Origin of the sequence: Microcoleus sp. Pol8_D6 (assembly GCF_036700965.1) — a bacterium.
Taxonomy (GTDB): Bacteria; Cyanobacteriota; Cyanobacteriia; order Cyanobacteriales; family Microcoleaceae; genus Microcoleus.
Window position 1 is genome coordinate 34,095 of the sequence record NZ_JAUBPW010000028.1, and the last position, 26,982, is coordinate 61,076.

28 protein-coding genes and 1 tRNA gene are annotated in these 26,982 nt (G+C 46.5%); 12 read left to right on the forward strand and 17 right to left on the reverse strand.

Annotated elements, in window-relative coordinates:
• Positions 1–62 precede the first annotated feature (62 nt).
• The 4 genes from QUA10_RS13525 to mutT all read left to right on the forward strand — a co-directional run bounded on the left by QUA10_RS13525 (position 63) and on the right by mutT (position 3,509).
• Positions 63–839 (forward strand): RNA methyltransferase, encoded by a 777-nt coding sequence (locus QUA10_RS13525; protein ID WP_333083131.1) that lies wholly within the window; start codon positions 63–65, stop codon positions 837–839.
• Between the two features lie 532 nt (positions 840–1,371).
• A complete protein-coding gene (locus tag QUA10_RS13530) occupies positions 1,372–2,331 on the forward strand; it encodes an RNA polymerase sigma factor, RpoD/SigA family (RefSeq protein WP_333083130.1) in 960 nt (319 codons plus the stop codon).
• Positions 2,332–2,552: 221 nt separating this feature from the next.
• Positions 2,553–2,894, forward strand: coding sequence for a DUF760 domain-containing protein (locus tag QUA10_RS13535; RefSeq protein WP_172187001.1), 342 nt, complete (start codon positions 2,553–2,555; stop codon positions 2,892–2,894).
• Positions 2,895–3,104: 210 nt separating this feature from the next.
• Positions 3,105–3,509 (forward strand): 8-oxo-dGTP diphosphatase MutT, encoded by a 405-nt coding sequence (mutT, locus tag QUA10_RS13540; RefSeq protein WP_333083129.1) that lies wholly within the window; start codon positions 3,105–3,107, stop codon positions 3,507–3,509.
• Positions 3,510–3,569: 60 nt separating this feature from the next.
• Here the strand turns inward: mutT and QUA10_RS13545 are convergent, their stop codons facing one another.
• Positions 3,570–4,808: a histidine kinase gene (locus tag QUA10_RS13545; RefSeq protein WP_333083127.1), complete on the reverse strand. Its 1,239-nt coding sequence runs from the start codon at positions 4,806–4,808 to the stop codon at positions 3,570–3,572.
• Positions 4,809–4,896: 88 nt separating this feature from the next.
• On the opposite strand from QUA10_RS13545, the gene QUA10_RS13550 reads away from it, so the two are divergent.
• The 3 genes from QUA10_RS13550 to QUA10_RS13560 all read left to right on the forward strand — a co-directional run bounded on the left by QUA10_RS13550 (position 4,897) and on the right by QUA10_RS13560 (position 9,447).
• On the forward strand, positions 4,897–6,585 hold the full coding sequence (locus QUA10_RS13550) for a DUF2079 domain-containing protein (protein ID WP_333083126.1): 1,689 nt from the start codon (positions 4,897–4,899) through the stop codon (positions 6,583–6,585).
• Between the two features lie 250 nt (positions 6,586–6,835).
• Positions 6,836–8,023, forward strand: a complete 1,188-nt coding sequence (locus QUA10_RS13555; RefSeq protein WP_333083125.1) for a glycosyltransferase family 4 protein — start codon at positions 6,836–6,838, stop codon at positions 8,021–8,023.
• A gap of 179 nt (positions 8,024–8,202) precedes the next feature.
• Positions 8,203–9,447, forward strand: coding sequence for an MFS transporter (locus QUA10_RS13560; RefSeq protein ID WP_333083124.1), 1,245 nt, complete (start codon positions 8,203–8,205; stop codon positions 9,445–9,447).
• Positions 9,448–9,542: 95 nt separating this feature from the next.
• Here the strand turns inward: QUA10_RS13560 and QUA10_RS13565 are convergent.
• A tRNA-Arg gene (locus QUA10_RS13565) sits at positions 9,543–9,616 on the reverse strand.
• Between the two features lie 78 nt (positions 9,617–9,694).
• On the opposite strand from QUA10_RS13565, the gene moaC reads away from it, so the two are divergent.
• The 3 genes from moaC to QUA10_RS13580 all read left to right on the forward strand — a co-directional run bounded on the left by moaC (position 9,695) and on the right by QUA10_RS13580 (position 10,929).
• Complete coding sequence (moaC, locus tag QUA10_RS13570; protein WP_333077685.1) at positions 9,695–10,216, forward strand: cyclic pyranopterin monophosphate synthase MoaC; 522 nt, start codon at positions 9,695–9,697, stop codon at positions 10,214–10,216.
• A gap of 88 nt (positions 10,217–10,304) precedes the next feature.
• Positions 10,305–10,562 (forward strand): 2TM domain-containing protein, encoded by a 258-nt coding sequence (locus QUA10_RS13575; RefSeq protein ID WP_006633890.1) that lies wholly within the window; start codon positions 10,305–10,307, stop codon positions 10,560–10,562.
• Positions 10,563–10,626: 64 nt separating this feature from the next.
• The gene (locus tag QUA10_RS13580; protein WP_006633891.1) at positions 10,627–10,929 is read left to right on the forward strand and encodes a DUF3181 family protein; all 303 of its coding nucleotides are present in this window, start codon (positions 10,627–10,629) and stop codon (positions 10,927–10,929) included.
• Positions 10,930–11,003: 74 nt separating this feature from the next.
• On the opposite strand, the gene murJ is transcribed toward QUA10_RS13580, so the two are convergent.
• On the reverse strand, positions 11,004–12,617 hold the full coding sequence (gene murJ, locus QUA10_RS13585) for a murein biosynthesis integral membrane protein MurJ (protein WP_333083123.1): 1,614 nt from the start codon (positions 12,615–12,617) through the stop codon (positions 11,004–11,006).
• Positions 12,618–13,003: 386 nt separating this feature from the next.
• Here murJ and sfsA point away from each other — a divergent pair, with 386 nt between their 5' ends.
• Entirely contained in the window at positions 13,004–13,741 is a 738-nt protein-coding gene (gene sfsA / locus QUA10_RS13590; protein ID WP_333083122.1) for a DNA/RNA nuclease SfsA, read from the forward strand.
• 1 nt (position 13,742) lies between these two features.
• Here sfsA and QUA10_RS13595 read toward each other — a convergent pair whose 3' ends face one another.
• From QUA10_RS13595 to QUA10_RS13650, 12 genes are all read right to left on the reverse strand, one after another.
• Positions 13,743–13,970: a hypothetical protein gene (locus QUA10_RS13595; RefSeq protein ID WP_333083121.1), complete on the reverse strand. Its 228-nt coding sequence runs from the start codon at positions 13,968–13,970 to the stop codon at positions 13,743–13,745.
• 99 nt (positions 13,971–14,069) lie between these two features.
• A complete protein-coding gene (locus QUA10_RS13600) occupies positions 14,070–15,350 on the reverse strand; it encodes a S8 family serine peptidase (protein ID WP_333083120.1) in 1,281 nt (426 codons plus the stop codon).
• A gap of 107 nt (positions 15,351–15,457) precedes the next feature.
• The gene (locus tag QUA10_RS13605) at positions 15,458–15,823 is read right to left on the reverse strand and encodes a hypothetical protein (RefSeq protein WP_333083119.1); all 366 of its coding nucleotides are present in this window, start codon (positions 15,821–15,823) and stop codon (positions 15,458–15,460) included.
• A gap of 275 nt (positions 15,824–16,098) precedes the next feature.
• Complete coding sequence (locus QUA10_RS13610) at positions 16,099–16,446, reverse strand: DUF1036 domain-containing protein (protein ID WP_333083117.1); 348 nt, start codon at positions 16,444–16,446, stop codon at positions 16,099–16,101.
• Between the two features lie 41 nt (positions 16,447–16,487).
• The gene (locus QUA10_RS13615) at positions 16,488–16,868 is read right to left on the reverse strand and encodes a hypothetical protein (RefSeq protein ID WP_333083116.1); all 381 of its coding nucleotides are present in this window, start codon (positions 16,866–16,868) and stop codon (positions 16,488–16,490) included.
• Between the two features lie 250 nt (positions 16,869–17,118).
• Positions 17,119–17,553 (reverse strand): hypothetical protein, encoded by a 435-nt coding sequence (locus tag QUA10_RS13620; protein WP_333083115.1) that lies wholly within the window; start codon positions 17,551–17,553, stop codon positions 17,119–17,121.
• Positions 17,554–17,699: 146 nt separating this feature from the next.
• Positions 17,700–18,431 (reverse strand): helix-turn-helix transcriptional regulator, encoded by a 732-nt coding sequence (locus QUA10_RS13625; RefSeq protein WP_333083113.1) that lies wholly within the window; start codon positions 18,429–18,431, stop codon positions 17,700–17,702.
• Between the two features lie 745 nt (positions 18,432–19,176).
• On the reverse strand, positions 19,177–20,712 hold the full coding sequence (locus tag QUA10_RS13630) for an HlyD family efflux transporter periplasmic adaptor subunit (protein ID WP_333083112.1): 1,536 nt from the start codon (positions 20,710–20,712) through the stop codon (positions 19,177–19,179).
• Between the two features lie 99 nt (positions 20,713–20,811).
• Complete coding sequence (locus QUA10_RS13635) at positions 20,812–21,378, reverse strand: hypothetical protein (protein WP_333083111.1); 567 nt, start codon at positions 21,376–21,378, stop codon at positions 20,812–20,814.
• A gap of 226 nt (positions 21,379–21,604) precedes the next feature.
• Complete coding sequence (locus tag QUA10_RS13640; RefSeq protein ID WP_333083110.1) at positions 21,605–21,847, reverse strand: hypothetical protein; 243 nt, start codon at positions 21,845–21,847, stop codon at positions 21,605–21,607.
• A 150-nt stretch (positions 21,848–21,997) separates the two neighbouring features.
• On the reverse strand, positions 21,998–22,183 hold the full coding sequence (locus QUA10_RS13645) for a hypothetical protein (protein WP_333083109.1): 186 nt from the start codon (positions 22,181–22,183) through the stop codon (positions 21,998–22,000).
• 140 nt (positions 22,184–22,323) lie between these two features.
• Positions 22,324–23,217, reverse strand: coding sequence for an AraC family transcriptional regulator (locus QUA10_RS13650; RefSeq protein WP_333083108.1), 894 nt, complete (start codon positions 23,215–23,217; stop codon positions 22,324–22,326).
• 649 nt (positions 23,218–23,866) lie between these two features.
• Here QUA10_RS13650 and QUA10_RS13655 point away from each other — a divergent pair.
• Positions 23,867–26,011 (forward strand): peptidase domain-containing ABC transporter, encoded by a 2,145-nt coding sequence (locus QUA10_RS13655; protein WP_333083107.1) that lies wholly within the window; start codon positions 23,867–23,869, stop codon positions 26,009–26,011.
• A gap of 90 nt (positions 26,012–26,101) precedes the next feature.
• Here the strand turns inward: QUA10_RS13655 and QUA10_RS13660 are convergent, their stop codons facing one another.
• Together QUA10_RS13660 and QUA10_RS13665 are read right to left on the reverse strand one after the other, a co-directional pair.
• Positions 26,102–26,227 carry a PEP-CTERM sorting domain-containing protein gene (locus QUA10_RS13660; protein ID WP_333083106.1) on the reverse strand — a complete coding sequence of 42 codons (126 nt, stop codon included), beginning with the start codon at positions 26,225–26,227 and terminating at the stop codon, positions 26,102–26,104.
• 75 nt (positions 26,228–26,302) lie between these two features.
• Entirely contained in the window at positions 26,303–26,890 is a 588-nt protein-coding gene (locus QUA10_RS13665; protein WP_333083105.1) for a Uma2 family endonuclease, read from the reverse strand.
• Positions 26,891–26,982: the final 92 nt, after the last annotated feature.

Sequence of the window (26,982 nt, forward strand, 5' to 3'; positions counted from 1 at the left end):
GAAAAAAGTTTGGGGTTAACCCGATACAGGCAATAACCCCATTCGCTCTGCTGAATTAAACAATGCTGACAAGTATTCAAAACCCCCTAGTTAAAGAATTTCGCAAGCTGCACAGCTCGAAGGGACGCAGGGAACAACAATTATTTTTACTCGAAGGGACGCACTTACTCGAAGAAGCTTGCGCGGCAAAATACCCGCTAGCAACGGTTTGCTGCTCTCCCGAATGGCTGGAGGATCACGGGAAACTTTGGGAGCAAGTTGGTAATTTAGCCGATCGCACAGAATTAGTAAGTGCAAAAGTGTTAGAGTCGATCGCCACTACAGTCCAACCCGACGGCATTGTCGCCACCGCACCCCGCACCGCAACAGATCCCGCAAAATTGTCAACTTTAGGAATAGCCCTAGAAACAATCCAAGATCCCGGCAACTTGGGGGCGATCGTCCGCACGGCTGCGGCTGCTAATGCCGACGGTTTGCTGCTGAGCGCAGACAGCGCAGATTTAGACCATCCCAAAGTGCTGCGCGCCTCAGCAGGAGCTTGGTTTAAGCTGCCAATGGCAGTCACTCCAGATTTAACCGCCGAAGTCTCCGCGTATAAAAATCGAGGAATGCAAATTTTAGCAACCGTCGCCGGGGCCAGTTTAAGTTATTGGGAAGTAGATTTGCGAGTGCCGACTCTGATAGTTTTGGGCAACGAAGGATCTGGGTTGTCGGAAGAATTGAGGAGTTTGGCCGATCGACAAATCCAAATTCCCCTGAGTCGTGGCGTAGAATCTTTAAATGTGTCGATCGCCGCAGCCCTCATCTTGTACGAAGCTCAAAGGCAAAGAAGTCATTAGTTATTAGTCATGAGTCATTAGTCATTATCTGTTGGGGCGGGTTCATCAATATCTGTAACTTCATATTCAGAGTATTGAAAAGCTGTTGGGCATTTAAATTGTATTTTTTGTATTTTTTTACTTGCACTGTGCCAAAAGCATCAAATCCCCTCCCATCTCCCGCTATCCTCCTCTACCAATCTCCCCCTCTGAGATGTGGCGGATTTTGTTTATATTGATGCAGACTTGAAAGCTAGGAAAGCGGGTACTCTCGTACCAACAGTCCAGGCTTGCATGAAATAAATATGAAGAAGTGTAGCCAAGTGCTCTCACAAATGTTAAGATTCTTAACATAACGTAGTATTGTGCACGCCCCAACCAAAACCTAACCTGAGACGGTGCTGACTGGGAGTAGTAGCTAGCTACCATAAAATTAAGCCTCTTTAAATGGAAGGAAAGCGCAAGTCCCCGCCCGCTTTCCTTCCCAGCTAAAGCTAGGGGTTTGCGACTACCGCAAACCTTTAGAGGCACAGATCCTCAGCGGGAAAAGCTCATGAAAACTCTTAAGTCCTCAGATACAGATTCTGTTCGCGCTTACTTGCGGGAAATCGGCCGCGTTCCCTTGTTGACCCATGAGCAAGAAATACTCTATGGGAAACAGGTACAGCGCTCAACCGCACTGCATCAGGAGAAAAATATTTTAGCCGAAGAGTTAGGCCGCGACCCGACGGCGGCTGAATGGGCACAGGCAGTTGGGCTGTCTGAGGCACAGTTGCAGCGGACGATCGAAAACGGGGAAAGGGCAAAGCGCCAAATGGTGGAAGCCAATCTCCGCCTGGTAGTGTCTGTTGCCAAGAAATATATCAAGCGCAACGTAGATTTACTGGATCTAATTCAGGAAGGCACGATCGGGATGCAGCGGGGAGTAGAAAAATTTGACCCCACTAAGGGCTACAGATTTTCTACTTATGCTTATTGGTGGATTCGTCAGGCAATTACTCGGGCCATCGCCGAAAAAGGCCGCACCATCCGCTTGCCGATCCACATTACCGAAAAGCTCAACAAAATTAAAAAGGCTCAGCGCCAACTTGCTCAACAGCTTGGTCGCGCGGCCACGGCTGCGGAATTGGCATCCGAGTTAGAATTGACTCCCAAACAGATTCGCGAATATCTCGATCGCGCGCGCCTGCCACTTTCCCTGGACTTGCGCGTGGGAGACAATCAAGATACAGAGTTGGGCGATTTGTTGGAAGATACGGGTACTACCCCGGAAGATTTTGCCCTGCAATCTTCCCTGCGGACTGACTTAGAGAACCTGATGGCGGAACTGACTCAGCAACAGCGAGAAGTGCTCGCCTTGCGGTTCGGTTTAGAAGACGGGCAAACCTTAACTTTGGCAAAAATAGGCGATCGTCTCAACATCAGTCGGGAACGAGTGCGGCAAATAGAACGGGAAGCTTTGACCAAACTCCGCAAGCGCAAGCAAGATATCAACGATTATCTAGCCAGCTAGCTAGATTGGGGATTGGCGATCGGGTTCCCCCCACTGGCAATCCCCAATCTAAAATCGTAAAAACCGCCGCTTTTAATTCGGTTGTGCCCACTTGGTTGCTATGACTGTCCTGCTACATTAGTAATTACTTAGTAATAAAGATCAGCAGCGATCAGATAAGGGTTATTTAATTTAACCGCCCGCGTCTAACATAACAAGCTGTCTCTGAAACGGAGGTACTCGTGAGCAACTCATCTAATAAATCCCCAGAATTCTTTGAAGAAGACGGAGAAAATGCCAACTTATTATGGCAATACGTGCAGTCAATGGCTCCCGACACAGTTTCTCAGTTGTCTAAGCCGACTTCTCACGAAGTGTTTCAAGTAATGGAGCGAAATATTGTTGGACTATTGGGGAATTTGCCTTCGGAACACTTCGGGGTGACAGTGACTACCAGTCGCGAACATTTGGGTAGATTGCTCGCCTCAGCTATGATTAGCGGTTATTTTCTCAAAAATGCCGAACAGCGAATGACTTTTGAAAAGTCCATACAAGCCAGTGAGAGACATGGCTCGGACGATTAGTAGATTCTTAACATTTAAGTGATCCAAGTGTCAAGCCCCCCCTCGCAAGATGGGGGCTTAATATTTTAGATTTTAGATTGTGATTGTTGATTATTGATTTGAGATTGTTGATTTGAGATTGTTGATTCAATAATAATTGAATAATTATTGATATTATTCTTAAATTCCCCATTTCCATTCCCCATTCCCCATTCCCCATTCATAATTAATATGTCTGTTTCTCCTGTTGCCCACAAAGTTATCGGCGTTGCTGCAATCTGGAACGATCGCCAACAAATTTTGATTGACAAGCGCCGACAACATGGACTGCACGGGGGTTTCTGGGAGTTTCCGGGCGGTAAAATGGAGCCTGGGGAAACAATCGAAGCTTGCATAGAACGGGAAATTATGGAGGAGTTGGGGATTGTCGTAGAAGTTGGCGATCGCCTGATTACAATTGACCACGACTACACTAAATTTACAGTTAGACTATACGTGCACCACTGCCGCTACGTCAGCGGGGAACCGCAAACGATCGAATGCGATGAAATTCGCTGGGTGACACTCGACGAAATAGACCAATTTACTTTTCCCAAGGCAAACGCACAGATTATTGCTGCACTGCGGAAAATTTGAGCTGTAATATCAAACTCGGTTGCTACTGACAACTGACAACTGTCAACTGTCAACTGTCAACTATTTTTGGACGGGCAGAGTAAAGTGAAAACAACTGCCTCTATCGGGTACAGAGTCTACCCAAATTTGACCGTAGTGGGCGCGGATGATGCCTTGACACAGAGACAGTCCAATGCCGTAACCGTCTGTTGATTTATCTCGCTGCAAGCGAAAGCTGTCTTCAAAAATGCTCGCGCAATCTTCTTCCGGAATTCCCGGGCCGCTGTTGCAAATGCTGACTTGAACTTTGTAAGCGGTGCGGTGCAGAATGGAAAGATTAACAGTTCCTCGGTCTGGGGTGTACTTGCTGGCGTTATCAAGCAGGTTGACTATGACTTGTTTGATGCGATCGGGATCGGCATAAACCAAGGGCAAATCTGCGGGAATGTCTGTTTCTAAGTTCAGACTTTTCGCCTGAAATTTGTCTTGAAACTGCAAGATTACATCTTGACAAATCGCCCCCAGTTCGATTCTTTTTGGTTCAATGTGGAGTTGAGCGTTTGTACCCCGGGCTGCTTGCAGGATATCTGTAATCATACGATCGACAATTTGGATTTGGCGGCGGGCTTGTTTCATCAAATGAGCCGCCAGACTCGGTGTCAAACGCGACTTTTCCCCCTCTTTCACCTTCTGACTTGACTCCAAAGTCTCCAAAGCCAAAGATGCTGCCGTTAAGGGATTACGCAAGTCGTGAGCTAGCATCGCAATAATCCGGTCTTTCAACTGCAACTGCTCTTGCAGGTGTTCTTTTTCCTGTTTGAGGCGAAAAACTTCATCAGAAAGCTGCACAAGTTCGGCGGCGCAAGCAACGGAATAGAGTGGTTTTGGGTTAGTCAGGCTTTCAGCAAGTGCTGGGGCAGACTGTTGCTGAGCTGCGTATTCCTCTACAGAACGCTTCCAGCGGGGCCACCAGTGTTCGAGTTGGGCGATTAAATTGCTGCCGGCGAGAGTTTGTCGCGGATCGGGATGAATTTTGAGCAGCGAGGGAGTGGCTACAAGTTTAAAGTGTTCGGCTAAATCGGGCTGTTCTCCTACGTCGATGATTTGAAGCTCAAAGTCGCAGTCTGCTTTCAAATCCTTTAGGGACTTGCGGATGTGTCTGGTCTGTTCCCGGGAAGAGGAACGCTTGTCTACAAACAGCAAAAGCTGTAAAAGCGGTGCGGAATTGACCTGCTGTTCGGGAGAACAGTCAGTGCCACTGGTGCCGGGTGTGGGATGGACGCTGTTGAGCTTTTCGATCGGGTGAAAATAATTGAGCATTGCCTAGCCGAGTTATTTCACTTCTACTTTAATTTAATACTTACTTTAGATTTATGCTATTGTCCGATAATTTCATTACGGCGGGCCGATGATATTTTTGAGATGGAAGAAAAATGAGTCGCTGCGGGTGGTGGTTCAAGTGGCGGCCGCCTTTTTTGTGCTGTGCCTGTTGCTGACGCTGCACCGCTACTACAGCTTTTACGCTACTTACGACCAAGGCATTTTCAATCAACTTTTTTGGAACGGCACTCGGGGTCACTTGTTTGAGAGTTCCCTCTCTTCAGCTTTGTCCACTAATGTAGTTCACCAAAATCAGCTCCCGTCCGTATCTTACTATCGGTTGGGGCAGCATTTCACCCCGGCGCTGATGCTGTGGCTGCCAATTTACTCGCTGTTTCCCTCGCCCGTCACTTTGACTGTGTTGCAGGTGACTTTAATTACGGCGGCTGGAGGAGTGCTCTATGCTCTCGCCAGACACTATCTCGAACCAAGGCTGTCGGCGACAATTGTCGTTAGCTATTACTGCGCTAACGCGGTCATCGGCCCGACTTTGGGCAATTTTCACGATATTTGTCAAATGCCGCTGTATGTCTTTGGCTTGCTGCTGGCGATGGAGAAGCGCTGGTGGCCGCTGTTTGGGATTCTGGCAACTTTAATTTTGGCCGTGCGAGAAGATGGGGGAGTTGTTTTATTTGGCGTCGGAGTTTACCTGATTTTGAGCCGGCGCTACCCTCGGACTGGTTTGGCTGTCTGCATACTCAGTTTTGGTTATATGATCGTCCTGACCAATCTGATTATGCCTTTGTTTTCTGCTGATATATCCCAGCGGTTTATGATGGAGCGCTTCGGTCAATATGCTGATGGAGATGAAGCTTCTACTCTAGAAATTATTTGGGGAATGGTGAGCAATCCCTGGCGGTTGGTGGCTCAGTTATTTACGCCGTTTTTTGGTAAGATTAGATACCTGCTTGGCCAGTGGTTGCCATTAGCTTTGGTTCCTGCTTTCGCGCCTGCGTCTTGGATGATAGCTGGATTTCCGCTGCTGAAGCTATTTTTAGCGAAAGGAGAGTCGGTGCTGGCGATTAATATTCGCTATGCGATGACTGTGGTTCCAGGGCTTTTTTATGGGGCGATTCTGTGGTGGGCCCAGCGTCAAAAGGAAGAAGATAGAATGGTGAAAGAGGAAAGAATGTTTTTGCGTTTTCCTTCTGCTTTATTTCCTCTGCCTTCTTCTTCAAATTTTCGCCGCTTTTGGGGGTTTTGCATCTGTTTGTCGCTATTTTTTACCTTCACTTCTAACCCAAATCGGACTTTTTCTTTGATTTTGCCCGATGCGATCGATCCTTGGGTGCAGGTTCCTCTCGTCAGACAATGGCAGCACGTTTTGCAAGTGCGGCCTCTATTGGCTCAAATTCCTGCTGATGCTAGCGTGGCAGCGACGAATACTATTGTGCCGATTTTGTCAAGCAGGCGGGAAATTCTCAGGTTTCCGATGTTTGAACTCCGCAATGATGCGGGGAAGGCAGTGAAGATGCAATATGTAATTGCCGATTTGTGGCAGTTGCAGCAGTATCAGGCTGCGTTTCGCGGGGAACGGGGACAGTTGCGGGAGATCGTACCAGCGATTGATCGAATGTCCAAATCTGGAGAGTACGGAATTGTTGGCTTTGAAGACGGCGCGATTTTGATGCGTCAGGGTGGTGTTTCTAATTCTGCATCTGCTGCTGCTTGGACCCTTTTTCGGCGCGAATTGGAGCCGATTTTGAAGAAACGGTAAGCGGGTAGTTACGATCGCCATTGCTTCCTTCAGTGGCTCAAATCTTGAGGAAACCTGTTTTTTTCAGGTAATGGCGATCGAGCAATTTCATGCAAAAACCAGGTTTAGGCATGATTTTCTGTCTTTGTTGCTGCCAAAATTCAGGCATTGGGCATCAACTTACGCTCAACTTAAATTTAAGGGTGATAATTATACAATAAATCTGTTAATCCTAAACATTAAGTTATATAAATTATTTGGAGGGAGAAAGATGAAAATTTTGGTTTTGGCATGGGAGTTTCCTCCCAGAATTGTAGGCGGTATAGCCCGCCACGTATCGGAACTATATCCAGAATTGGTGAAGCTGGGACACGAAATTCACTTAATTACTGTAGAGTTCGGCCACGCACCGATGTACGAAGTGGTGGAAGGAATACGTGTGCATCGGGTGGTGGTGGGGCACGCTAGGGACTTTTTTCACTGGGTGGCGAACCTCAACCAAAGCATGGGCCACCAAGGCGGGAAACTGATGCTTGAGGAAGGCCCCTTTGATATCATCCACGCTCACGATTGGTTAGTGGGAGATGCGGCGATCGCCCTCAAGCACACCTTTAAAGTACCGTTAATTGCCACCATCCACGCCACCGAATACGGGCGCTTCAACGGCATCCACAATGACGGGCAGCGCTACATTAACGCCAAGGAAAACGACCTCGCTTACAATGCTTGGCGAGTAATTGTTTGTAGTGATTATATGCGGCGGGAAGCCGAACGGGTACTATCGACTCCGTGGAACAAAATAGAGGTAATTCACAACGGAATTAGACCCGATAAAAAGCCCAGGTGGCACGAATTTGACGCGATGGATTTCCGCCGGAGGTTTGCTGCTGACGATGAGAAAATTGTCTATTATGTAGGAAGAATTAGCTATGAAAAAGGCATTGGTGTATTTCTAAATGCGGCACCTAAAGTTATTTGGGAAATGGGGGGTAAAGCGAAAATTGTAATTGTTGGCGGTGGCAATACAGACCATCTTAAACATTTAGCTTGGCATTTAGGAATTTGGAATAAGTGTTATTTTACTGGGTTCATGTTTGAGGAACATCTTGACAAATTTCAGACGGTGGCTGACTGTGCGGTTTTTCCCAGTCTTTACGAACCTTTTGGGATTGTAGCGTTAGAAAGCTTTGCTGCAAGAGTGCCTGTGGTGGTTTCGGATGCGGGCGGACTTCCAGAGGTGGTGCTGCACACTAAAACTGGCGTTGTTACTGAGGCAAACAATCGGGATTCTTTGGCCTGGGGAATTTTGGAAGTTTTGAAAAATCCGGGTTACGCGCAGTGGTTGGTTGACAATGCTTATCAAGATTTGGAACGCCGGTTTAGTTGGCCGAAGTTGGCGGTGGAAACCGAGTGGGTTTATGAACGGGTGGTGGAGGAAAGGGCTGAGGTAGATTGGTAAGAATGCTCTTTTTTGACAGTTGAAAGTTGACGGTTGACAGTTGACGGTTGACGGTTGACGGTTGACAGTGAGTCGAATATCAACTTTTTGGGTGCAAATCTTAAGAATTTGTAACACAATGATAGAGACACTCGAACTTACTTTGAGTGCACTCGGAAGATTTAAAGGGAATTAGCATCTTGAATATTTTTAGGGACATCGATCCCCAACCCAGACGCAGCTTACTGACTTTATTCACCGCAGGCCTGCTATTCTGGTCTAGTTTGGCTTCGCTACTGCCAACTTTGCCGCTGTATGTTCAATTTGTGGGTGGCACAAAACAGCAAATTGGCTTTGTGATGGGTGCATTTGCGATCGGACTTTTGCTATCGAGGCCGCAGTTGGGTAAAATAGCCGACAGCAGGGGGCGAAAACAAGTTTTGCTGCTAGGCGCGATAGTCGCTGCGATCGCCCCTTTTGGCTACCTGTTAGCTCAATCTATCCCCTTACTGTTACTTATTCGGATTTTTCACGGCATTAGTATCGCCGCTTTTACTACAGCTTACAGCGCTTTGGTAACAGATTTATCGCCGCCAGGAAAGCGGGGCGAATTAATCGGTTACATGAGCTTGGTGAATCCTATTGGCTTAGCAGTTGGGCCGGCTATTGGCGGATTTGTGCAAGCTTGGGTTGGTTATACTCCTTTGTTTGCGATGTCGGCGGCTTTCGCTGCAATGGCTATATTTTTTACCTGCAAAGTTGCGGAACCTAATTTTGCAGATTTAACACTCTCGAACTCGCTATCTGAGGATAAAAATAGCCAAAAATACTGGCAAATGCTTTGGAATCCTAGAGTGCGAATTCCGGCTTTAGTGTTATTGGTGGTTGGTTTAGTATTTGGAACTTTGAGCACTTTTATGCCTTTGTTTATCCAAGAAACTAAGGCTAATTTGAATCCTGGATTATTTTATTCTACGGCGGCTATCGCCAGTTTCGGGATACGAGTGGTCACGGGACGGGCTTCGGACAAATACGGTCGCGGCTTGTTTATTTCTGGCGGCTTAATCTGTTATGCCGTATCTATGTTATTGTTGTATTTTGCTAACAACAGCAGTGCTTTTTTAATCGCAGCTTTGGTTGAAGGTTGCGCGGGCGGTACGGTTTTGCCGATGATGGTAACGCTGATGTCTGACAGGTGCGAACCTCATGAAAGGGGCCGCTTGTTTTCGCTTTGTATTGGCGGATTTGATTTGGGAATTGCGATTGCTGGCCCGACTTTAGGCTTTGTTGCTGAACAAGTTGGCTACAGAAATATGTTTGGTTTTGCTGCTGGCCTTGCTGGCTTGGCTTTGCTGGTTTTTATTACTCAGTCTAGCAAGGGCTTGTCTAATTCGATGAAGTTTGCGATCGGTCGAGGCAAAGATATTTATGCTTTGAATCAGTAAACGTACCAAATTAAAAAAGTTATGAGTTTTAAGTGGTGAGTCGAATTAATTTCTTAATTCAAAACTCAAAACTCAAAATTCATAACTTTTAGTAGTGGGCTTGGAGGGATTCGAACCCCCGACCTCATGGTTCGTAGCCATGCACTCTATCCAACTAAGCTACAAGCCCCTGTAGAGTTCAGATTTAATCTAAAATTGATTAAGTTCTTTTCTCACAGAATCTAACAGTAACACCATTACCAAAATAATGCAAGACCTTTCGCAAACTTTTTCTAAATTGCCCGATGTGGCACAGCTAACTCACCTCGACAACAGCGGGGAAGCCCAAATGGTGGACGTTTCGGCGAAAGTGCCGACTGTGCGGCAAGCTGTGGCTGCAGGCCGGGTGCGGATGTTGCCGGAGACGTTTGCGGCGATTGAAGCGGGGAATGCGCCGAAGGGTGATGTGTTGGGCACTGCAAGGCTGGCTGGAATTATGGCGGCGAAACAGACTGCACATTTGATTCCTCTGTGTCACCCTCTGCCGCTGAGTAGTGTGGAGGTGCAGGTGATGCCGGATGCTGGGTTGCCGGGGTATCAAATTCGGGCGACGGTGAAAATTAAGGCGGAAACAGGGGTGGAAATGGAGGCGCTGACGGCGGTTTCGGTGGCGGCGCTGACTTTGTATGATATGGCGAAAGGATTGGAAAAGTCGATCGCCATTGAATCGATTCGCCTGGTGAGTAAAAGTGGCGGCAAGTCTGGAGACTATGAAAATGTAGAGGCATAAGTTTCCTGCCGAAAGAGGGATGCAGCATTCAAAAAGCTGCACTTATGATTAAAATAGGCACAGAACTACTAATATCAAGTGAAAAACTATGCCTCCTCGTTGGCCCCGCAAACCCGATCGCAATGATCCAGAGTACCGCCGCTTAGATGACCGGATGAATTTTGCTATCCACGTCGGTCTTTTTTCTGCTACCAATTCTGGTTTGTGGTTTGTTCACAATTTGCAAAAGGCTGATTGGCCTTGGGCAATTTCGGTAACAGGTGGATGGGCTCTAGTAGTTTTGGCCCACGCGATTTACCATTTTGCGATCGCCGATTATTCGCCCCTCACCAAAGATTCTGGCTGAAGGCAGTTGGCGACGATTTGTTAAGTCTTTTGATTGATAACAAATAACTTTCGGCTTTTTTGATATGGCTAATACTACACAGGCGATCGAATCCTTAGCAGCCGAAATCGGCGAAAATGTCTACATTGACATTGCCAAGTGGCATTTGTATCTCAATGATGCTCACCTGCATACCGTTGTTGCCCAACAACTTTATTCCATGCTGGAAGATGGCAATTTAGATGCTGACAAAGTTGGACAAGTTTTGCAAGGAATTCCAGTCAAATTGGGTGGCGGCAAGCGGGAAGTGCCACTGGCAGATTTAATTCCGATGCAGTGTCAAGTTCAATTGATGGATGTTCTTGAGGAATTTCAACGAAAAATGTAAAGTAAAGGGCGGGTTTTGTACGCAGATTGTGGGCGTTGTGTCTGGTATTTCGCCCTTAACCCGCCCCGACAATTTTATTTGCGAAAACGCCCCCGAATGCGATCGACAAACATATCAACTTCCGGCAACTTCATCTGACTGACAAACACGGCAAAAACCCCTAACCCTACAAAACTTGCCACACTCAACTGCACTAATTGAATTACCAAACCTTCAGTACCCAAAACTCTTTGACAGCCTTGCAGAGTAGCCAAGGTAACGAAAGCAGTTAGACAACTGCCAGAAGTTAACCCCAGAAAAGGTAAACTCCACTGCCCCCAAGGCAGACCACCCAGCTTTTTATCTAAAAAGTACAAAAGCATAATCATCGAAAGAAGATTCACTCCCACCGTCGCCAAAACTAATCCGGGCGCGCCAAAGGCTCCTACCAACAAATAATCCAAAAGAGCGTTTAAAAAGATATTGATAATACTGATGCGAAAAGGCGTTTCTCCGTCTCCCAAAGCGTAAAATACCCGTACCACAACGTCGCGTCCCAAGTACACAAACATTCCAATACTGTAAGCCATCAATATCGGCGTGACAAACAGCGAGGCCTCTCGATCAAAAGCATAGCGTTCGTAAACAACGCGGACGATCGGCCCAGCCAGCGTTATCATTAAAGCGCTCAGCGGCAACATCGTCAGGGCTGTCAAAATTAAAGATTGACGAATTCGATCTTTTAATTCCGGCCAATCTCTCGGATCGGTGAGGCGAGAAAATATGGGTAGAAATGGCACTAAAATTACATTAGAAATGATCCCTAAAGGCGTCATAACTAACAAGCCACTGTAACCCAACGCAGAGGCAGCTTGAGGAATGTAGGATGCGAAAAATAGGTCAGTATAGACATTAATTTGCAGCATTCCTGATGATAAGGTCGCAGGAACCATCACCTTAATTACTTCTTGCACTCCCGGTCGTTTAAAATTAAACCGCAAGCGCAATGTTCCCAAGCCGGCACGCCACTGCGCCACCAGTTGCACCAGCCACTGCAAAACTGCGCCCGCTAAAGTTCCCCAAGCTAACACTAAGCCGCCAATTAGTGCGTATTCTGGTTGAATAATTTTGTCTCCGAGTTGCAGTGCGAGAATCCCTAAACCGCCGACAAGTGCAACGCTAGAAAATAAAGGACTAATCGAAGGCAACCAGTACATATCGGCAGCGTTGAGAGTGCCGAAACCAATGCCGATTAAGCCTGAAAGTAACGCCATCGGCGCCATAATCCGAAATTGCTGGACGGCAATTGCTTTGATTTGTAAACCTTCTGCTGTCCTATTTAATCCCGGTGCCACCAAATCGATCGCTGGATCTGCAAAAATAATTAAAGCGACTGTTACCAACAGCAATATGCCCCCGACTAAGGTGGTGATAGTCTCAACTAAGGGTGCTGCTTCTTTTTTATCCCGGCGCGCTAAAACACTGACTATGGCGCTGTGAAATGGCCCATTAATCCCTCCTAGCAAAATAAATAAGAAACCAGGGATGACGTAGGCGTAGTTGTAGGCATCGACGGCGACACCGACTCCAAAGGCTGCGGCGATCGCAATTTGGCGCACCAATCCAAAGACTTTGCTAATTAGAGTGGCGACTGCGACAATGCCGGCAATCCCTGCGAGGGAACGAGAGGGCTTCTGTAATTGGGACACAAATGGTTACAAACGCTAGTGCTAAAAGGATTCACTTATTTTAATCGCGAATCGGGAGAATCATATCATGAACTCATAAAACTTCTAGGGGGAATTGCGCTGATACCAATTGTATCGATATTACTGACTTGCGGAAATTCAATACTCGATCGGGACTCTTCGTCCTAACTACAAACCGCCGTTTCGTGCTATGATGCGTCAATCTAAAATCTAAAATCTACAATCTACCATTTAAAAATGATGAAATAAATGAGTTGATAAAAGCAGATAAATAACATATAGTTGATAACTTATGATCGATTGTATTAGCTCCCAGACTTCTTTCAAAAGTGCGGAGCTAGGTATTCGGTTATAGGTAAAATCTACAATCGAGAATCTAAAATCGAATGACTGGCTTAATTTACAAATATCCTCGTCTTTTACCCGGAATTCTCATCAAACGTTACAAGCGATTTTTTGCGGAAATTGAGCTAGATTCGGGAGAAATAATCACCGCGCACTGTCCGAATACTGGCCCGATGACTGGTGTTTACATTCCGGGCAATCCAGTGCTAGTATCTCCCAGCGACAATCCCAAACGCAAATTAGCTTATACTTGGGAATTAATTAAAGTTTGCGACACTGTGCCAACTTGGGTGGGAGTTAATACTGGCCTGCCAAATCGAGTAGTTAAATTAGCTTTGGAATTGAAATTGTTTCCAGAGTTGGGCAATTACAGTTTAATTCAACCGGAGGTTGTTTACGGCACTGATAAAAAAAGTAGAGTGGATTTTTGGCTAACTGGTGAGGAAAAACCGATTTTTCTGGAAGTGAAAAATACAACTTGGGTAAAAGAGGAGTTAGCTTTATTTCCCGATACAGTGACGGAGAGGGGACAGAAGCATTTGAGAGAATTGATAGAAGTGGTGCGGCAGGGTTCAAGGGCTGTAATGCTGTATTTTATTAATCGCGGAGATTGTACGGATTTTGCTCCGGGGGATAGTGCCGATCGCATTTACGGAGAATTGTTCAGACAGGCGATCGATGAAGGTGTAGAGATTTTGCCCTGTCGCTTTGATGTGACACCGGAAGGCATTCGCTATTTGGGGTTAGCAAAACTAGATATGCTAACCCTAAATGATTAGTTTAAATTGCCTGCATTTCTTGATCGATCTCGACACTAGCCACGCCCGGTACGCTCTTTAGTGCTTCTAGCTGCGATTGAGAAACTTCTCCAGTAATGATGCCAGTAACAGCTAGCACCTGCTCCACTTTCATTCCCGCCGATTCTAAGGCAGTGACAACCGATTGAATTACCGATATGTTTTGGTCGTCAACAGTCACTATGATGCGCTGTACTTGTTCGTCAGACATATTTAGCATCCTTTGGAGCAAATCCATTGCGGTATTGTAAATTGTCTTCTGTTAAATCCCCACAGCACTTTAAGCCTGCGGGGATTTGGATATTCTTCATTACGGAGCTTCTACTAAGCCACTTCCGACACGAGTACATGGTAATGGTAGTGCCATAGCATAGGCAGTCAGCAATTGCCAAAGTTCAGCACCTCGTTTACCAGTCGATTCGGCATACAGGGCCGCGATGCCAGCTACGTGAGGTGTAGCCATGCTAGTGCCATTGTAAGCAGCATAACGCCCTTTATTCATAGGCACTGATGAGTATACTTTCACTCCTGGAGCGGCGATATCGACTTTAGTTCCTTGAATTAGCTCAGAGGTAGCCGAGAAGTCAGCCACTTGGACGCAGTTATCGATCGCTGCAACAGCCATAATCGACGGGCTATTGGCTGGTTGTCCGACGGTTCCTCCGGTTCGTCCGTTATTGCCGGCGGCTGCCACGATCAGACACCCATTTTGCAGTGCTCGGCGGCCGACAGTTTCGTAAGCAGTAGACGGTGTTCGAGTGGTGTTTCCTAAAGACATCGAGATCACTTGACACCCATTGGCTATCGCCCATTCCATCCCAGCCAGAATCCAGGCACCAGCGCCACTACCGGCATTGCTCAACACTTTACCGACATAAATGGTCGATTTGTGAGCGACCCCATATCTGCGACCGTTCTGATCCTTGAACCCGCAGGCTGTCCCGATGCAGTGGGTACCATGACTGTTGCCATCTTGTACATCCTCCCCTGGTACGAAGGACTGCGATACGATCGATCGGCCTGCGAAGTCGGGATGTAATAGATCCATCCCCGTATCCAGCACCGCAACTTTGATTCCATTACCAGTCAACAGAGACTTCATCGCCTTCGTTGCCTTCAGACCCCAAGTAAACTCGGTATCATCAGCAAAACATTCTTGTTTCTGGATGTCTGCTACCTCTGTATTAGTGGCTTTGTCGTACAGGTTATCCACCGCATCGCGATAGCCCCGCAGGTAATCTGCCGACAACCCATCGCCAATGGCGTAGAAAGTGCGCTCCGGTTCGATCGCCAGAATAGCCGAATCCTCTCCCGCTGATGTCATGATGCTGCTTAAACCCCCTTCGTCTAGGGAAACAACGGCAACGCCGAGAGTAGGAAACACCGCTCCCCCTGCTGCTGCAATTTGGCTCAAGTCTAGAGCAGAGTCGGGGAAATCGGCAGCATTTGCCAGTCCTCTGATACCAGTTTGGTCGCTCAGGAGGTCTAATCCTTCTGTCACTGCATCTTCGCGAAAAGTAATAATGTAACGCCCTGTCGTTTCATCGGCTTGGGCAGTTTCTGGGATGGAAAAACTAGGTTGTTCAGACATAAATACCTCTTATTTAGAGTTGGATAATACGTTGAGTGCGATAATAGACTTATTGAATTACAAGGCTGTGACTTGTGAGGAAACAGCCCTGTATTTCATCCATGCTCCTAAAGGTTGAATACGAAATAGTCAACAGAGAGCCGAATCGGGATTCCCCATTTGATGTTGACCCAAATACTAACAACACCGTTGTTTGGGGCAACGTTATGGAGAGTACACCGAGCATTACCGATAAACTTTCCACCTCCAGAAGCGTCTTCACCAGTCGCAACGAAGACGAGAGAGTTGGGTGTGATTATGCCCCAATTAAGATTCAAGATGTGCTGTCCGTTGCGATCGCCCCTGTCATGGCGATAACGGTAGCCATTACCCAAAAATGCTTCTGGCGAAGCTCCTTCTTGAGACATACCAAATTGATCCACCTCTTCAACTTGGGCGTCTTGGTTTTCCTGGACTGCTGGAAACGGCGACATGGAAGTTGAGGCATGAAGTTTAGTCGTAGAAGACCTTGTTTATTTCCTTGTTATTTAACAACCTTAAGGGCAAGTAGTTTCTAGCTATATGCTGAAGCTAGATAACTGCTTTTGATCTAATAATCACCCAAATTTACTTGGAGAACAATACGACGATCCGCGTATAGGATGATGAAGATATGGCAACAACTTACGTAACTGTTACGATTCATGTTTAAATTGAGTTGTCAAGTTAAATTTAGAATAAAAATTTAACTTGACAATGCCACTCTGATTTATGCTATCAAATTGAGCGTGAAATTGTCGTAACTGTTAATATCAAGCAACCGGAAGCCTACATTAGTTGCTTGGGTGCTGCTTGTCCACTCACACCAGTCAAATGCTTGTGGAGGGACAGGCCTCACGTAAGGCCCTGACCAATTTGCTCCGTTATCAGCCTCGGCATAGTAACAGTAGTAGCGATTCAGGCTACGCAAACTCCCTCCATATACCACTTTGCATTCGCCAGGATTGAGCCGCCACCAACCTTTTTTTGCCCAATTCCCACCATCTGGGCAGTTGGGACGATAGTACATAATAGCTACCCAAACACCATGTGTATACTTGTTGCAAATTGTGAGCATATTCCACCTCTTACAATGAGTAATTGCCAATGAATACGGTTCTATTTCTCTGTGTGGGAACGGGTAAATTCAGGCAAAACTTCTTTGTTTTCCACAGAGAACATCGATGATGCACGTAGGGTGTGAAGCAATGTTTGATTTTCGATGCCCGGTTTAGCATCTGATTGCCCTTCGCGAGCTGTCGAATCTTGTTTCAGGGCACCGACATCAACAAAATCGACTGTTGCATCTTCTTGGCTTTTTTGAGGTAAAACTTCTTTGTTTTCCACAGAGAAGATTGATGATGCGCGTAGCGTGTGAAGCACTGTTTCATTTTCGATGCCCGGTTTAGCATCTGATTGACCTTCGCGAGCTGCCCCATCCTGTTTCTGAACACCGACATCGACAAAATCGACCGTTGCATCTACATTATTGGTTTCCATTTTTACTTCCGTAGTTAATTTTTGTTGGGAACAGGTTACAGACTCCCTATAGGGTTCGATCTAATAATCATCCAAATTTACTTCGAGAGCAATACGACGATCCGCGTATATAATTATGAAGACATTGCAACAAATTTTGCCTGTTTTTGGCATAGCTTTTTCTCACAAGACTGTGGCGTCCAAAATCCGGCCGGAAACCCCAGCGCCAAGCCTTGCGTTTATGGCGTGGGGTTTCCGGCGAAGCAGCTAGTTACAAACAGATAATCGTGCCACTCTTAGAAACACACTTCCACTTAGCGAAAGGATTCGTCCGATAACAAGCCTGTGCTTTATAAGTTAGACAGTTACCTTGCAAACACACTTCAATTGATGCCTTCGCTAACAGGATATTGCCTTGAAGCGTCTGGCACTTATTGAGACCTAAATTGGCGCAGGCTACTTCAAGCCCTGCCAGTTTCAGGCAGACTTTAAAACCATCGCCAACTTTGGAATAACAAATGGCGATCGGTCCTATGATGCTAAAGCAGCCGGAGAGGGCTTCATGAAGCTCTAAAGTTGCTGCCATCTGCTCATCTGCTCTCGTAACTTCCGTCACACCTTCTGGACTAACCAAAGTGGCTAGTCCTTCCCCATCTAGGAATTCCAAAGGATCGTGATCGAGTTCTATCAATTCATGGTTTGCCATAATCTTGCCGCCTTTATTTAGGTTTGAGTTGTTGTCAATTAAACACCTCAGCCAAACAGCCACTACTTTTAGGCTGTTTGCTTGGTGTATGCTCTAATCCTCCTCAAAATAAACTCGGGCAACAATACGACGATCCGCGTATAGAATTAAGAAGATATTGCAACAAGTTCTGCTTTGAATAACCCTAACTTTTCCAGAGCAACCATCACAGCAGCCGTCCGGGTTTGTACGCTTAGTTTCCCGTAAAGATGCTCCAGATGTTTTCGCACTGTTCCTTCACGGCAACCAAGAATTTTAGCAATTTGGGCATTACTTTTATCTTTGGCAATCCAGAAGAGAACCTCTGCCTCGCGTTGGGTAAGTCCTAACAATGTCAGACCACAAATAGATAATCCTTGCAGTTCTTGTTCCTCTAACAACAAGAGATATTGCTCTCCAATGGGATCGGGAACCAGACGGACGCTCAACTGTTTTCCGGCTTGCTGAATGTACAATGGTAAACAGCTAGATGGAATATCGCTGTTGAATGTGAGTCGCGATATCTGTTGGTTGAACCAATGTTGTAATAGTTCTGGCAATGAGTGCGGGGCGCGGGATAAAAAATACTGGTTCAACAGTTGTTCGGCGCGTTGAGTCATGAATTGCACCTGCCCAGCAATCTCCACAACTATCGCCCCTACCCGATCCAAGATTTGCTTGACTAATACCTTAATGAAATTATCTGACTCTTTGTTAGTGCGATCGCCTAAAACTTCGAGAGTATAATGTTGGTAGCAATTTTCGTAACTTTTTGCCTCAGCTTTTGCTGCTAGGAATTTATCAATACCTTCAGATGTTAAAATAACTGCGCGCTGACGCTTTGGTGTTTGGGAATTCATGGGAAGTATCTCCATTGGCATACAGGGTGAGAATGACGAAACCAGATACTCATGCCGGGCGAGTATCTAGCTCATTTCACTATTGTTGAGGTATACAAGTGTAGAAATGCACTCTGAGTTTTTTTGACAGTCCCTGATTTAAATTGCTTTTCTTAATTAATTACTAACAATAACACTCGCTAGCTGTTAGTTACCAGTCGCATAATCAAGTGACTTGCATAATTTTTATTTTTGTGTTAATGGCAGTATAGGCTATTGTAGAGATTGGCGATCGGCGAAAAAGAAAGTGACAGTCAATCGATTTTAGATTTGAGATTTTAGATTGAAGAAAGCGACCCCACGGATTTATCTGGGGGCTTGTACCCTGATTGTTTTCTGTCAGGACAAAATTTTACTATTAAATTCGCAAAAGATAAATTTATACAGGGGAGACGATCGCGCTTATGGGAAAAACGCGATCGCTTTCAACACCTAGTCCTGTAAAAAAACCTAGCTGTTTATTAATCTTGAAGAGAAACAAGCCTAATCCTGCAACAGCAAGGGCAGCAATATTGCTAGGTTATGGCGCTGCTTCGGCAATGCTGAGCGCCTTGATCCAGGTTACGTTTCCATACCTGAGTTGACTGGTGAACCGGCCAGCTTGAAGATAGGTAAAGATGCCGTGCGTACCAGTACAGAAACTCGCTCTAAGAACGTCGCTGTGAATTAGATAATCAAATCTACTAATAGGTGATGGTAAAGTTGGTTAAACATCGGCGAGCATCCTGGCTTTTCTGAGAATAAATGTAAGTACGGTTTCTTGTCCAGAAATAATGTCTGCTGTAACTTCCATTCCCGCTTGAATAGGATACTGACAGCACTGTTGATCGGCAGATTGACTAATAGCCCGATCGCGCTTGACTAAATAAGTTCTTTGGGGCATAACAGTCACTTCATAGTAAGGCGGACTGTTATTTTCACCAGCAATGGCATCGGGTGCGATCGCACTAACTTTTGCTTCTAGTACGCCGTAGTCGGGATAGGGATAGGCAGAAATCCGCAGGATAGATGTTTGACCGATCGCGATTTTACCAATATCGGGAGCAGCGACGCGAGCTTTGACGACAATCGCAGCATTAGCGGGAGCAATTTGAGCAATTGCCGCGCCGAGTTGTGCAGTTTGTCCGGGATTTCGTAGATTTAGTTTGAGAATGGTGCCGTCTACGGGAGAACGAACAATACTTTTTGCAAGTTCGGTATCAATTTGTTTGAGCTCTTGACGATCGCGATTGATTTGATTTTCGATGTCAGCGCGACTTTGAATCGAAGTTAATTGTTCTTTTTTCAACGCTGCCAAAGCTGCTTCGCCCTTGGCTTTTTCTTGAGCAATTCGCTGTTGGGCGATCGCCACGGGTGCAGCACTGGGATTCAAGGCAGCTTCAACAACTTTCAATTTAGCAGCGGACACATCAACAGCTTGTTGCTGCCTGTCAACGGTTTTTCTTTGGCTTTCAACTGCTTTTTTTTGCGCTTCTACGGCGGCTTTTTGCCCTGCCACGGCTTGTTCTTGCTGCTGGGCGGCAAGTTTCGTCTCCTCCACTAAATCCAGCGAAATAGCGCCTGTTTTTTGGATTGACTGATAGCGATCGCGCTTAGAAACGGCTGCTTTTAAATTTGCCTCGGCAGCCTTTAAATTTGCTGCGGCTGTTTGCAAGGCAGCCTGTTCTTTTTGCAATTCCGGCAGCGATTTTTCCCATTCCGACTGGGCTAATTGTAAATTAGCTTTGGCCGCTTCAACTTCAGCCAGGGAGGTAATTTGCCGTTCTCCATAGTCCCGCTGGCTGCGGCTTAAATCAGCTTGGGCAGAGGCAACTGCGCCTTCCATTGCCTGGGTTTCCGCTGCTAGGCGATCGTCTAAAGCACTAATTTGGGCAGCAATTTGACGCAGTTGCAGTTGGTTTTGCTGGATATTTCCTTGCAGTTGGCTTTGTTTGGTTAAAAGTTGAGAAGAGTCGATTATGGCGATCGCATCTCCTTGTTTGACAGCCTGATTTTCTTTGACTTGAATGCTTTTAACCGTGCCTGCTGTCGCCGCTTCTACAATGCGGATTTCTCCAGCCGGACGGACGGTAGCGGGAGATCTGACGGTAACATTATATTTAGCGACAGCAGCAAGGGCGATCGCACCGCCAAAAGTTCCCAACAAAAATAATCCGCCCGCCGTTATCCAGCGGCTGACGGGCGGCAAGAATTCATCCGGTTTGGCAGTGCGGAGAAAGTCAAAAGAAGAGTCAGTAGTCATTAGTCATCAGCCCTTATAAGGTCTTGTATGGGCGAGTTTTACCAACAATAATCGCCTGAAATCGATAATCTCATAAACCCGCCCCACTACTTACACTACTTAACCTGGGGGAGGAACAACAAAGTCGATACCGCCAAATGCCGGGTCTTGATTTGTATTATTCCGCCTCATAGTCACGACAAAAAAGTAAAGCCTAAACGACTCAAATTGGTGATTTGGGTCATCAACAAAGAAAGATGTATTGACTGCCAAGTTGCTAGAGTTGGAATTAGAACTCCACGCTGCATTAACTGGTATGGAGCTGCCAGCGTTGCTATTGCGGTAAAAAAGGTGCGTCGTAATTTCAGCCAGATTTCCAGTACCATCTGTATCGCGGTAGTAGACGCGATACCCTGTCAAATCGTTGTCGTTTGATGGGTTGGATACTGTTAACCTGTTGATTGGCAGCGGGCAAAAAAGTCTTACTGTTCCCGTACTATTTCCGTTGAAAATAAAAGCGCCGTTCACCATCCTGACACTTGCGTCCGCAGTGTCACTTTCCGGGCGACAAGCACTAGCAGGAATAGTTGTTGCTTGAACATCTTGATCATTGGCTACAGCGGCACTAGGAAAGCTAAAAAGCGCCGCGATCGCTGTAAGAAATATGAGACATTTTAATTGCATCATAATCACCTCGCACAGATATATCCCTGAAATATTGAATTTTTATCCTGTCTTGATTGCTAAGCGTTCCTTGAAGGGCGAAAGGATAAACGGAGAAATATTAAACCTATTCACCACATATCCCGAACGCCCTAAAACAGGACTTACGCACCAACTCTATACCTAGGGTGGACTTCGGCGCACCTTACCACACAAATAGTGTAGAAATTACTCCATTGCGTAAGTCCTATTAAGCTACTCCTTTATTTGTGATTTCTACGCAAACAATCTCGCCTTTATTATCATCCCAACACACAAAATCGACATCATGCCGCGTGCGTGTAGTCGTAGCCGTCAGCGAAAGAGTACCTGAGAAAGTTCCTCCTGAAAATAATTCTTCCCTTTGTTCGTCTAACGGTACTGTGAGTTCTCCCAAGAAAACAGTATCCAAGATGGAATTCGATAAATTCTTGACTGGTGTTTTAGTAAACATTTTTGGTCTCCTCAATGTTATTTAACTAATGCGATTTGTCGCCCAAGCGGGGGCGGGTTTATGAGATTGTGGGTTTTAGGCCACTATTGTTGGTGAACCTGCCCCTACAAAGTCGTTACCATCCGTTGAATTCAAGAAGTAGTATGCTTGCTAAAATCTGACGATCGTAATGTCAATCCCTACTTTACATTTACCCGGTACTTGGCACTTAGCCCATCCCTTCACTCTTCCCCCGCCGCCTATTTGAGCAGCTACCTCATCACCGATTTCTTTCCATAAAGCTTGATTTGGCTCGTTTGGTATGGTTTGCGATTTCTTAGGCTGCATTGCTTTCATCAGATTTACTCCTGTACGTTAGTGAAAGTCTGATATTTCTTGCTCCCCAAGGACAGCATGATTCTCGCTTGTCTACTTTTGATGATGGCAAACGCCGCATTACCTGTATTGCACGATATTGCTGTTTTTGCACATTCTTGCTATGACTTGAGTAAAGTCTTGGGAGTCACTCCAGTCAAGCGTTTGAAGTGACGAGTGAGGTGACTTTGGTGAGAAAAACCGCAGGCGATCGCAATTTCAGACAGACTCATATTTCCCTGCAACAGCAATTGTTTTGCCCGTTCAACTCGCTGTTGAATCACGTATTGGTGCGGACTGATACCAACAGATTGTTTAAAAGCACGGGAAAAGTGGTAGGGACTGAGTTGCGCGAGCGCTGCCAGTTCATCTAAACCAAATTCCCGTTCTAAATAATCGTTGATATAGTCTTGAACCCACCTCAATTTGTGTGGACACATTCCCCCTTTGCACTCGAAGTTTCGAGTTCCTTGCGTCGAATAATGCCGCAATAGATGTACGGCAAGTGCGTTCGCCATCGTCTCTGCATAAAGCCGGCTGCCCCCGCCATCTGATTGCGCTTCTGCCTTGAGTGCCAGTCCAATTTGCTGGATTAACGGATCTTGAAATGCCATCGGCCACAATAACTCAACTTGCTCGGTATTGAATAACTCCAGTGCGCTGCGAACTAAGAATTCGTGTTCGAGATTGAGAGAGAGTAAATTCATTTCACTATGCCAGCGCATTTCGTGAGATAGATTGAATGGACAAAGACCGATCGCACCTGGCAATACTTGCGATGTTTCCCACCTGCGGTCAATCTTTCGTTCCAATTGGAAACTCTGTCCGAGGTTGATGGCGATCATGTGAGAACCGATCGCATATTCAGTAGTTTCAAAGGGTGGCTGGCGGTGGTATTCTAAACTGATGCCAGTCCAAATTGTGCGATCGCTCTTGATGATGGGGAACTGAGGAAATATCTCGGAGAAGTGGTTTTCTTGATTTGAATCGACAAAAAGAACTTTACCTTCAGACATGATTTTATCTCCCGCGCTACAAAACAATCTTTCTCTTGAAAAGTTTGGATGTAAGGATTCATGTAGCTGAAACGTAGTCACAGAAAAACTTCTATAATTTAAGCATTCGTTAAATCAACAGCTTAATTCTCAATAGGTACGAAACTAAAAGCTTTCATGGTTTATTAATAAGAATGGCTATTTGATTATCATTCCATTAAATGGTTACACCGTATAGGTTTTACTGCTTTTCACATGACCTGAATCCTTACGTTTGGATTGACGCAAAAACAGCCTTTCAAGACTATTGGTAGCGGTAAGGCGCCGTATGTTTCACCCTACAGAGAGAGTTCGTGCGTAAGTCCTAATAGTGCAACTTTACGGTTTTGTAAATTTTACGTTTGATAAGGCAATCAACCACTAAAATTTCTGAATAGACGATAGAAGTGAAAAGCGAGTCAAGGGCCGACAGAATGACTAACCCTATTGGTGTCAACTTAAGCCTAAAACCTTTGATAAATCTCGCTTATAGCCGAGTCTAGCTCCCCCTCGCATCCCCCTTAAGAAGGGGAACTTTGATAAAACTCTTGTCCCCCCAACCGTTCTAGCAGAAGACCCAGAGAAACGAAAAATCAACAGAGGAAATCAGCCTGTAAGCTTCAAACTTGTTATGAAATATCCGATCGTTCTCCAACACAGCGAAGAAGATTGCGGTGCCGCGTGTCTGGCCACCGTTGCCAAATCCTGCGGGCGCACGTTGGCAATCAACCGCGTCCGCGAAGCCGTCGGCACCGGACAATTGGGCACAACGCTGCTGGGATTGCGCCGCGGGGCCGAAGCTTTGGGATTTAACGCCCGTTCCGTCAAAGCAACACCCGACTTGATCGATCGCCTCAACGAAGCCCCGCTGCCCGCGATCATTCACTGGAAAGGCGTTCACTGGGTTGTCCTCTACGGCCGCCGGGGCAAAAAGTATGTGGTTGCCGATCCCGGCGCAGGTCTGCGTTACCTCACCCGCGAGGCACTCACAGAGTCTTGGAACAATGGAGTGATGCTGCTGCTGGTGCCGGACGAAAACCGTTTTTACGCACTGCCAAATGACCGAATCGGGGGATTTGGGCGCTTTTTGCAGCGCGTCTGGCACTACCGCGGCTTAGTTGCGGAAGTTTTGCCGCTGAACATGGCGATCGGCCTGCTTTCTCTGGCATTCCCCCTGCTGATTCAGGTACTCACCGACGACGTATTGGTGCACAGAGACACGGAACTGCTAATTACGATCGCGATCGCCACCGCCGCCACACTCATCTTCAGCAGCCTGCTAAGCCTAGTTCAAGCGAATCTAGTAGCTCACCTAGCTCAACGTTTGGAATTAGGACTCGCACTCGAATTCGGTCGCCAAATCCTGCGACTTCCCCTCAGCTACTACGAATCGCACCGCAGCGGCGAAATTGTCAGCCGCCTGCGGGACATCCGGGAAATCAATCTGCTAGTCTCCCAGGTAGTGACTAGCCTGCCTAGCCAATTCTTCATCGCCCTAGTATCCCTGGGATTTATGCTGGTTTATAGCTGGAAACTGACTGTCGCTGCCGTCGCCGTCTCGTTTTTCACAACTCTGTCAGCCCTAATCTTCCTGCCAGCCCTGCAACAGAAAACCCGCGACGTTTTGGTCACAGATGCGGAAAACCAAGGCATCCTAGTTGAGAATTTCAAAGGAGCCCTGACTTTAAAAACCAACAATGCCGCGCCTCAAGCTTGGGAAGAAGTGCAAAGTCGCTTCGGTCATCTGGCAAATGCCACCTTCGGCTTGTTACAAATCAGCATCCTCAACAGCGTCTTCTCCACTCTGGCCTCCGGCGTCGGTTCCCTTGCCGTCCTCTGTTTTGGCAGCATTCTGGTAATTCGCCAAGAACTTACCGTCGGTCAACTGCTGGCATTCAACGGCATGAACCGCAACTTTACTGCCCTAATTAGCACCGCCATCAACTTGACGGACGAGTTCGCCCGCGCTCAAACTGCTACCCAGCGTCTCGGCGACATCATCGACACCGCGCCAGAAATGGGGGACAACGCCCCGCGCGATCGTGCCGACATTCCCGCTGATGCCGATATTACTTGCAAAAACCTCAACTTCCACCACATCGGCCGCGTGGATTTGCTGAAAGACTTTTCTCTAACGATTCCCGGCGGCAAGGTGACAGCTTTGATTGGCAAATCCGGCTGCGGCAAAAGTACCCTGGCAAAACTGCTGGCCGGTTTGTATGCGCTGCAATCCGGCAATATCCGCTTCGGACAGTACAATCAATCCGATTTGTCGCTAGAATGCCTGCGCGAACAAGTCGTGCTCGTGCCGCAGGAAGCTCACTTTTGGAGCCGATCGATTGTCGAGAATTTCCGCTTTTGTTACCCTAGCGCGACTTTAGAACAAATAGTAAAAGCTTGCCAAATTGCCGGTGCCGACGATTTTGTCAGCGGACTTCCCGACACGTATCAGACTGTTTTGGGCGAGTTTGGCGCGAATCTTTCTGGCGGACAAAGGCAAAGATTGGCGATCGCCCGCGCCCTTGTTACCGACCCGCCTGTCTTGATTTTAGATGAATCTACTGGAGCTCTCGATCCCGCAACTGAAACCGAAGTGCTCGATCGATTATTAGCCGATCGTCAGGGCAAAACGACAATTTTAATCAGCCACCGTCCCCGAGTTATTGGGCGCGCCGATTTGATTGTACTGCTCGATCGGGGTGAACTAAAACTAACAGGAACTCCCGAAAAGTTGAGCCAAATTCCAGGAGAACATTTAGATTTTTTGCATCCATAATTATAGCATCCGACTTCGCGTGCTTCGCGTCTGTCTTCGCGGTTCGTTATAACACCAGAGCGCCATCGGCAACTGGGTCTGGTAAAACTATCATTTAACCAAGAGCGATCGCCTCTTAATTTTGACCGCAAACAACCCCAATCCGGCAACAATCATAGCAGCAATGCTGCGGGGTTCTGGCACTGCTTGGGCAATCATGAAAGAATTGATTGCCAAAGCGCGATCTCCCTCAGCACTGCTATAGACAAGCCACCAAATGTTGGCAACATTACTGCGATCGCCTCTTATAGTTCAATCGGCAAATAATGGAACTTCCAGCACAAATCCAGGTAAAATATCTTCTCCAGAAAGTTGTGTTGGTAAAGAGCGAACCTCTTTTGGTTGTCCCTGTCGATAAATTTCTACCTGCTGATTTTGTGGATTAAACAACCAACCCAACCGCACCCCACTTTGCAGGTATTCCAGCATTTTATCTTGCAAGGTTTGCAGATTATCCGATCGCGAGATCAGTTCAATTACAAAATCCGGCGCTATGGGGGAAAATTTCTGTCGTTGTTCTGGAGTGAGTGCTTCCCAGCGAGACAATTCTACCCATCCTACATCAGGAGAACGAGATCCTCCACCGGGCAATTTGAATAGCGTAGAAGAACTAAACACCTTACCTAGTTGGGTTTGGCGATTCCAAATATAAACTTCACCGCCGAGATCCATCTCGCGACTACCGCTATCGCCGCCAACTGGAGACATCACAATTAATCTTCCTTCAGCATCGCGCTCTATGGTCAATTCAGGATTACTGAGACAGAGTTGATAAAACTGCTCATCGGTAAATTGAACGCGATCGAGATTAACTTTTAGGGGTAACGTCAGCAAGGTCATCGTCATTACTCCCGATTTTTGAGACCTGGTAATTTCAATTTTAATAGAATGTTTCGCTTACAATACACTTGTAGCATCTAATAAAAAACAGC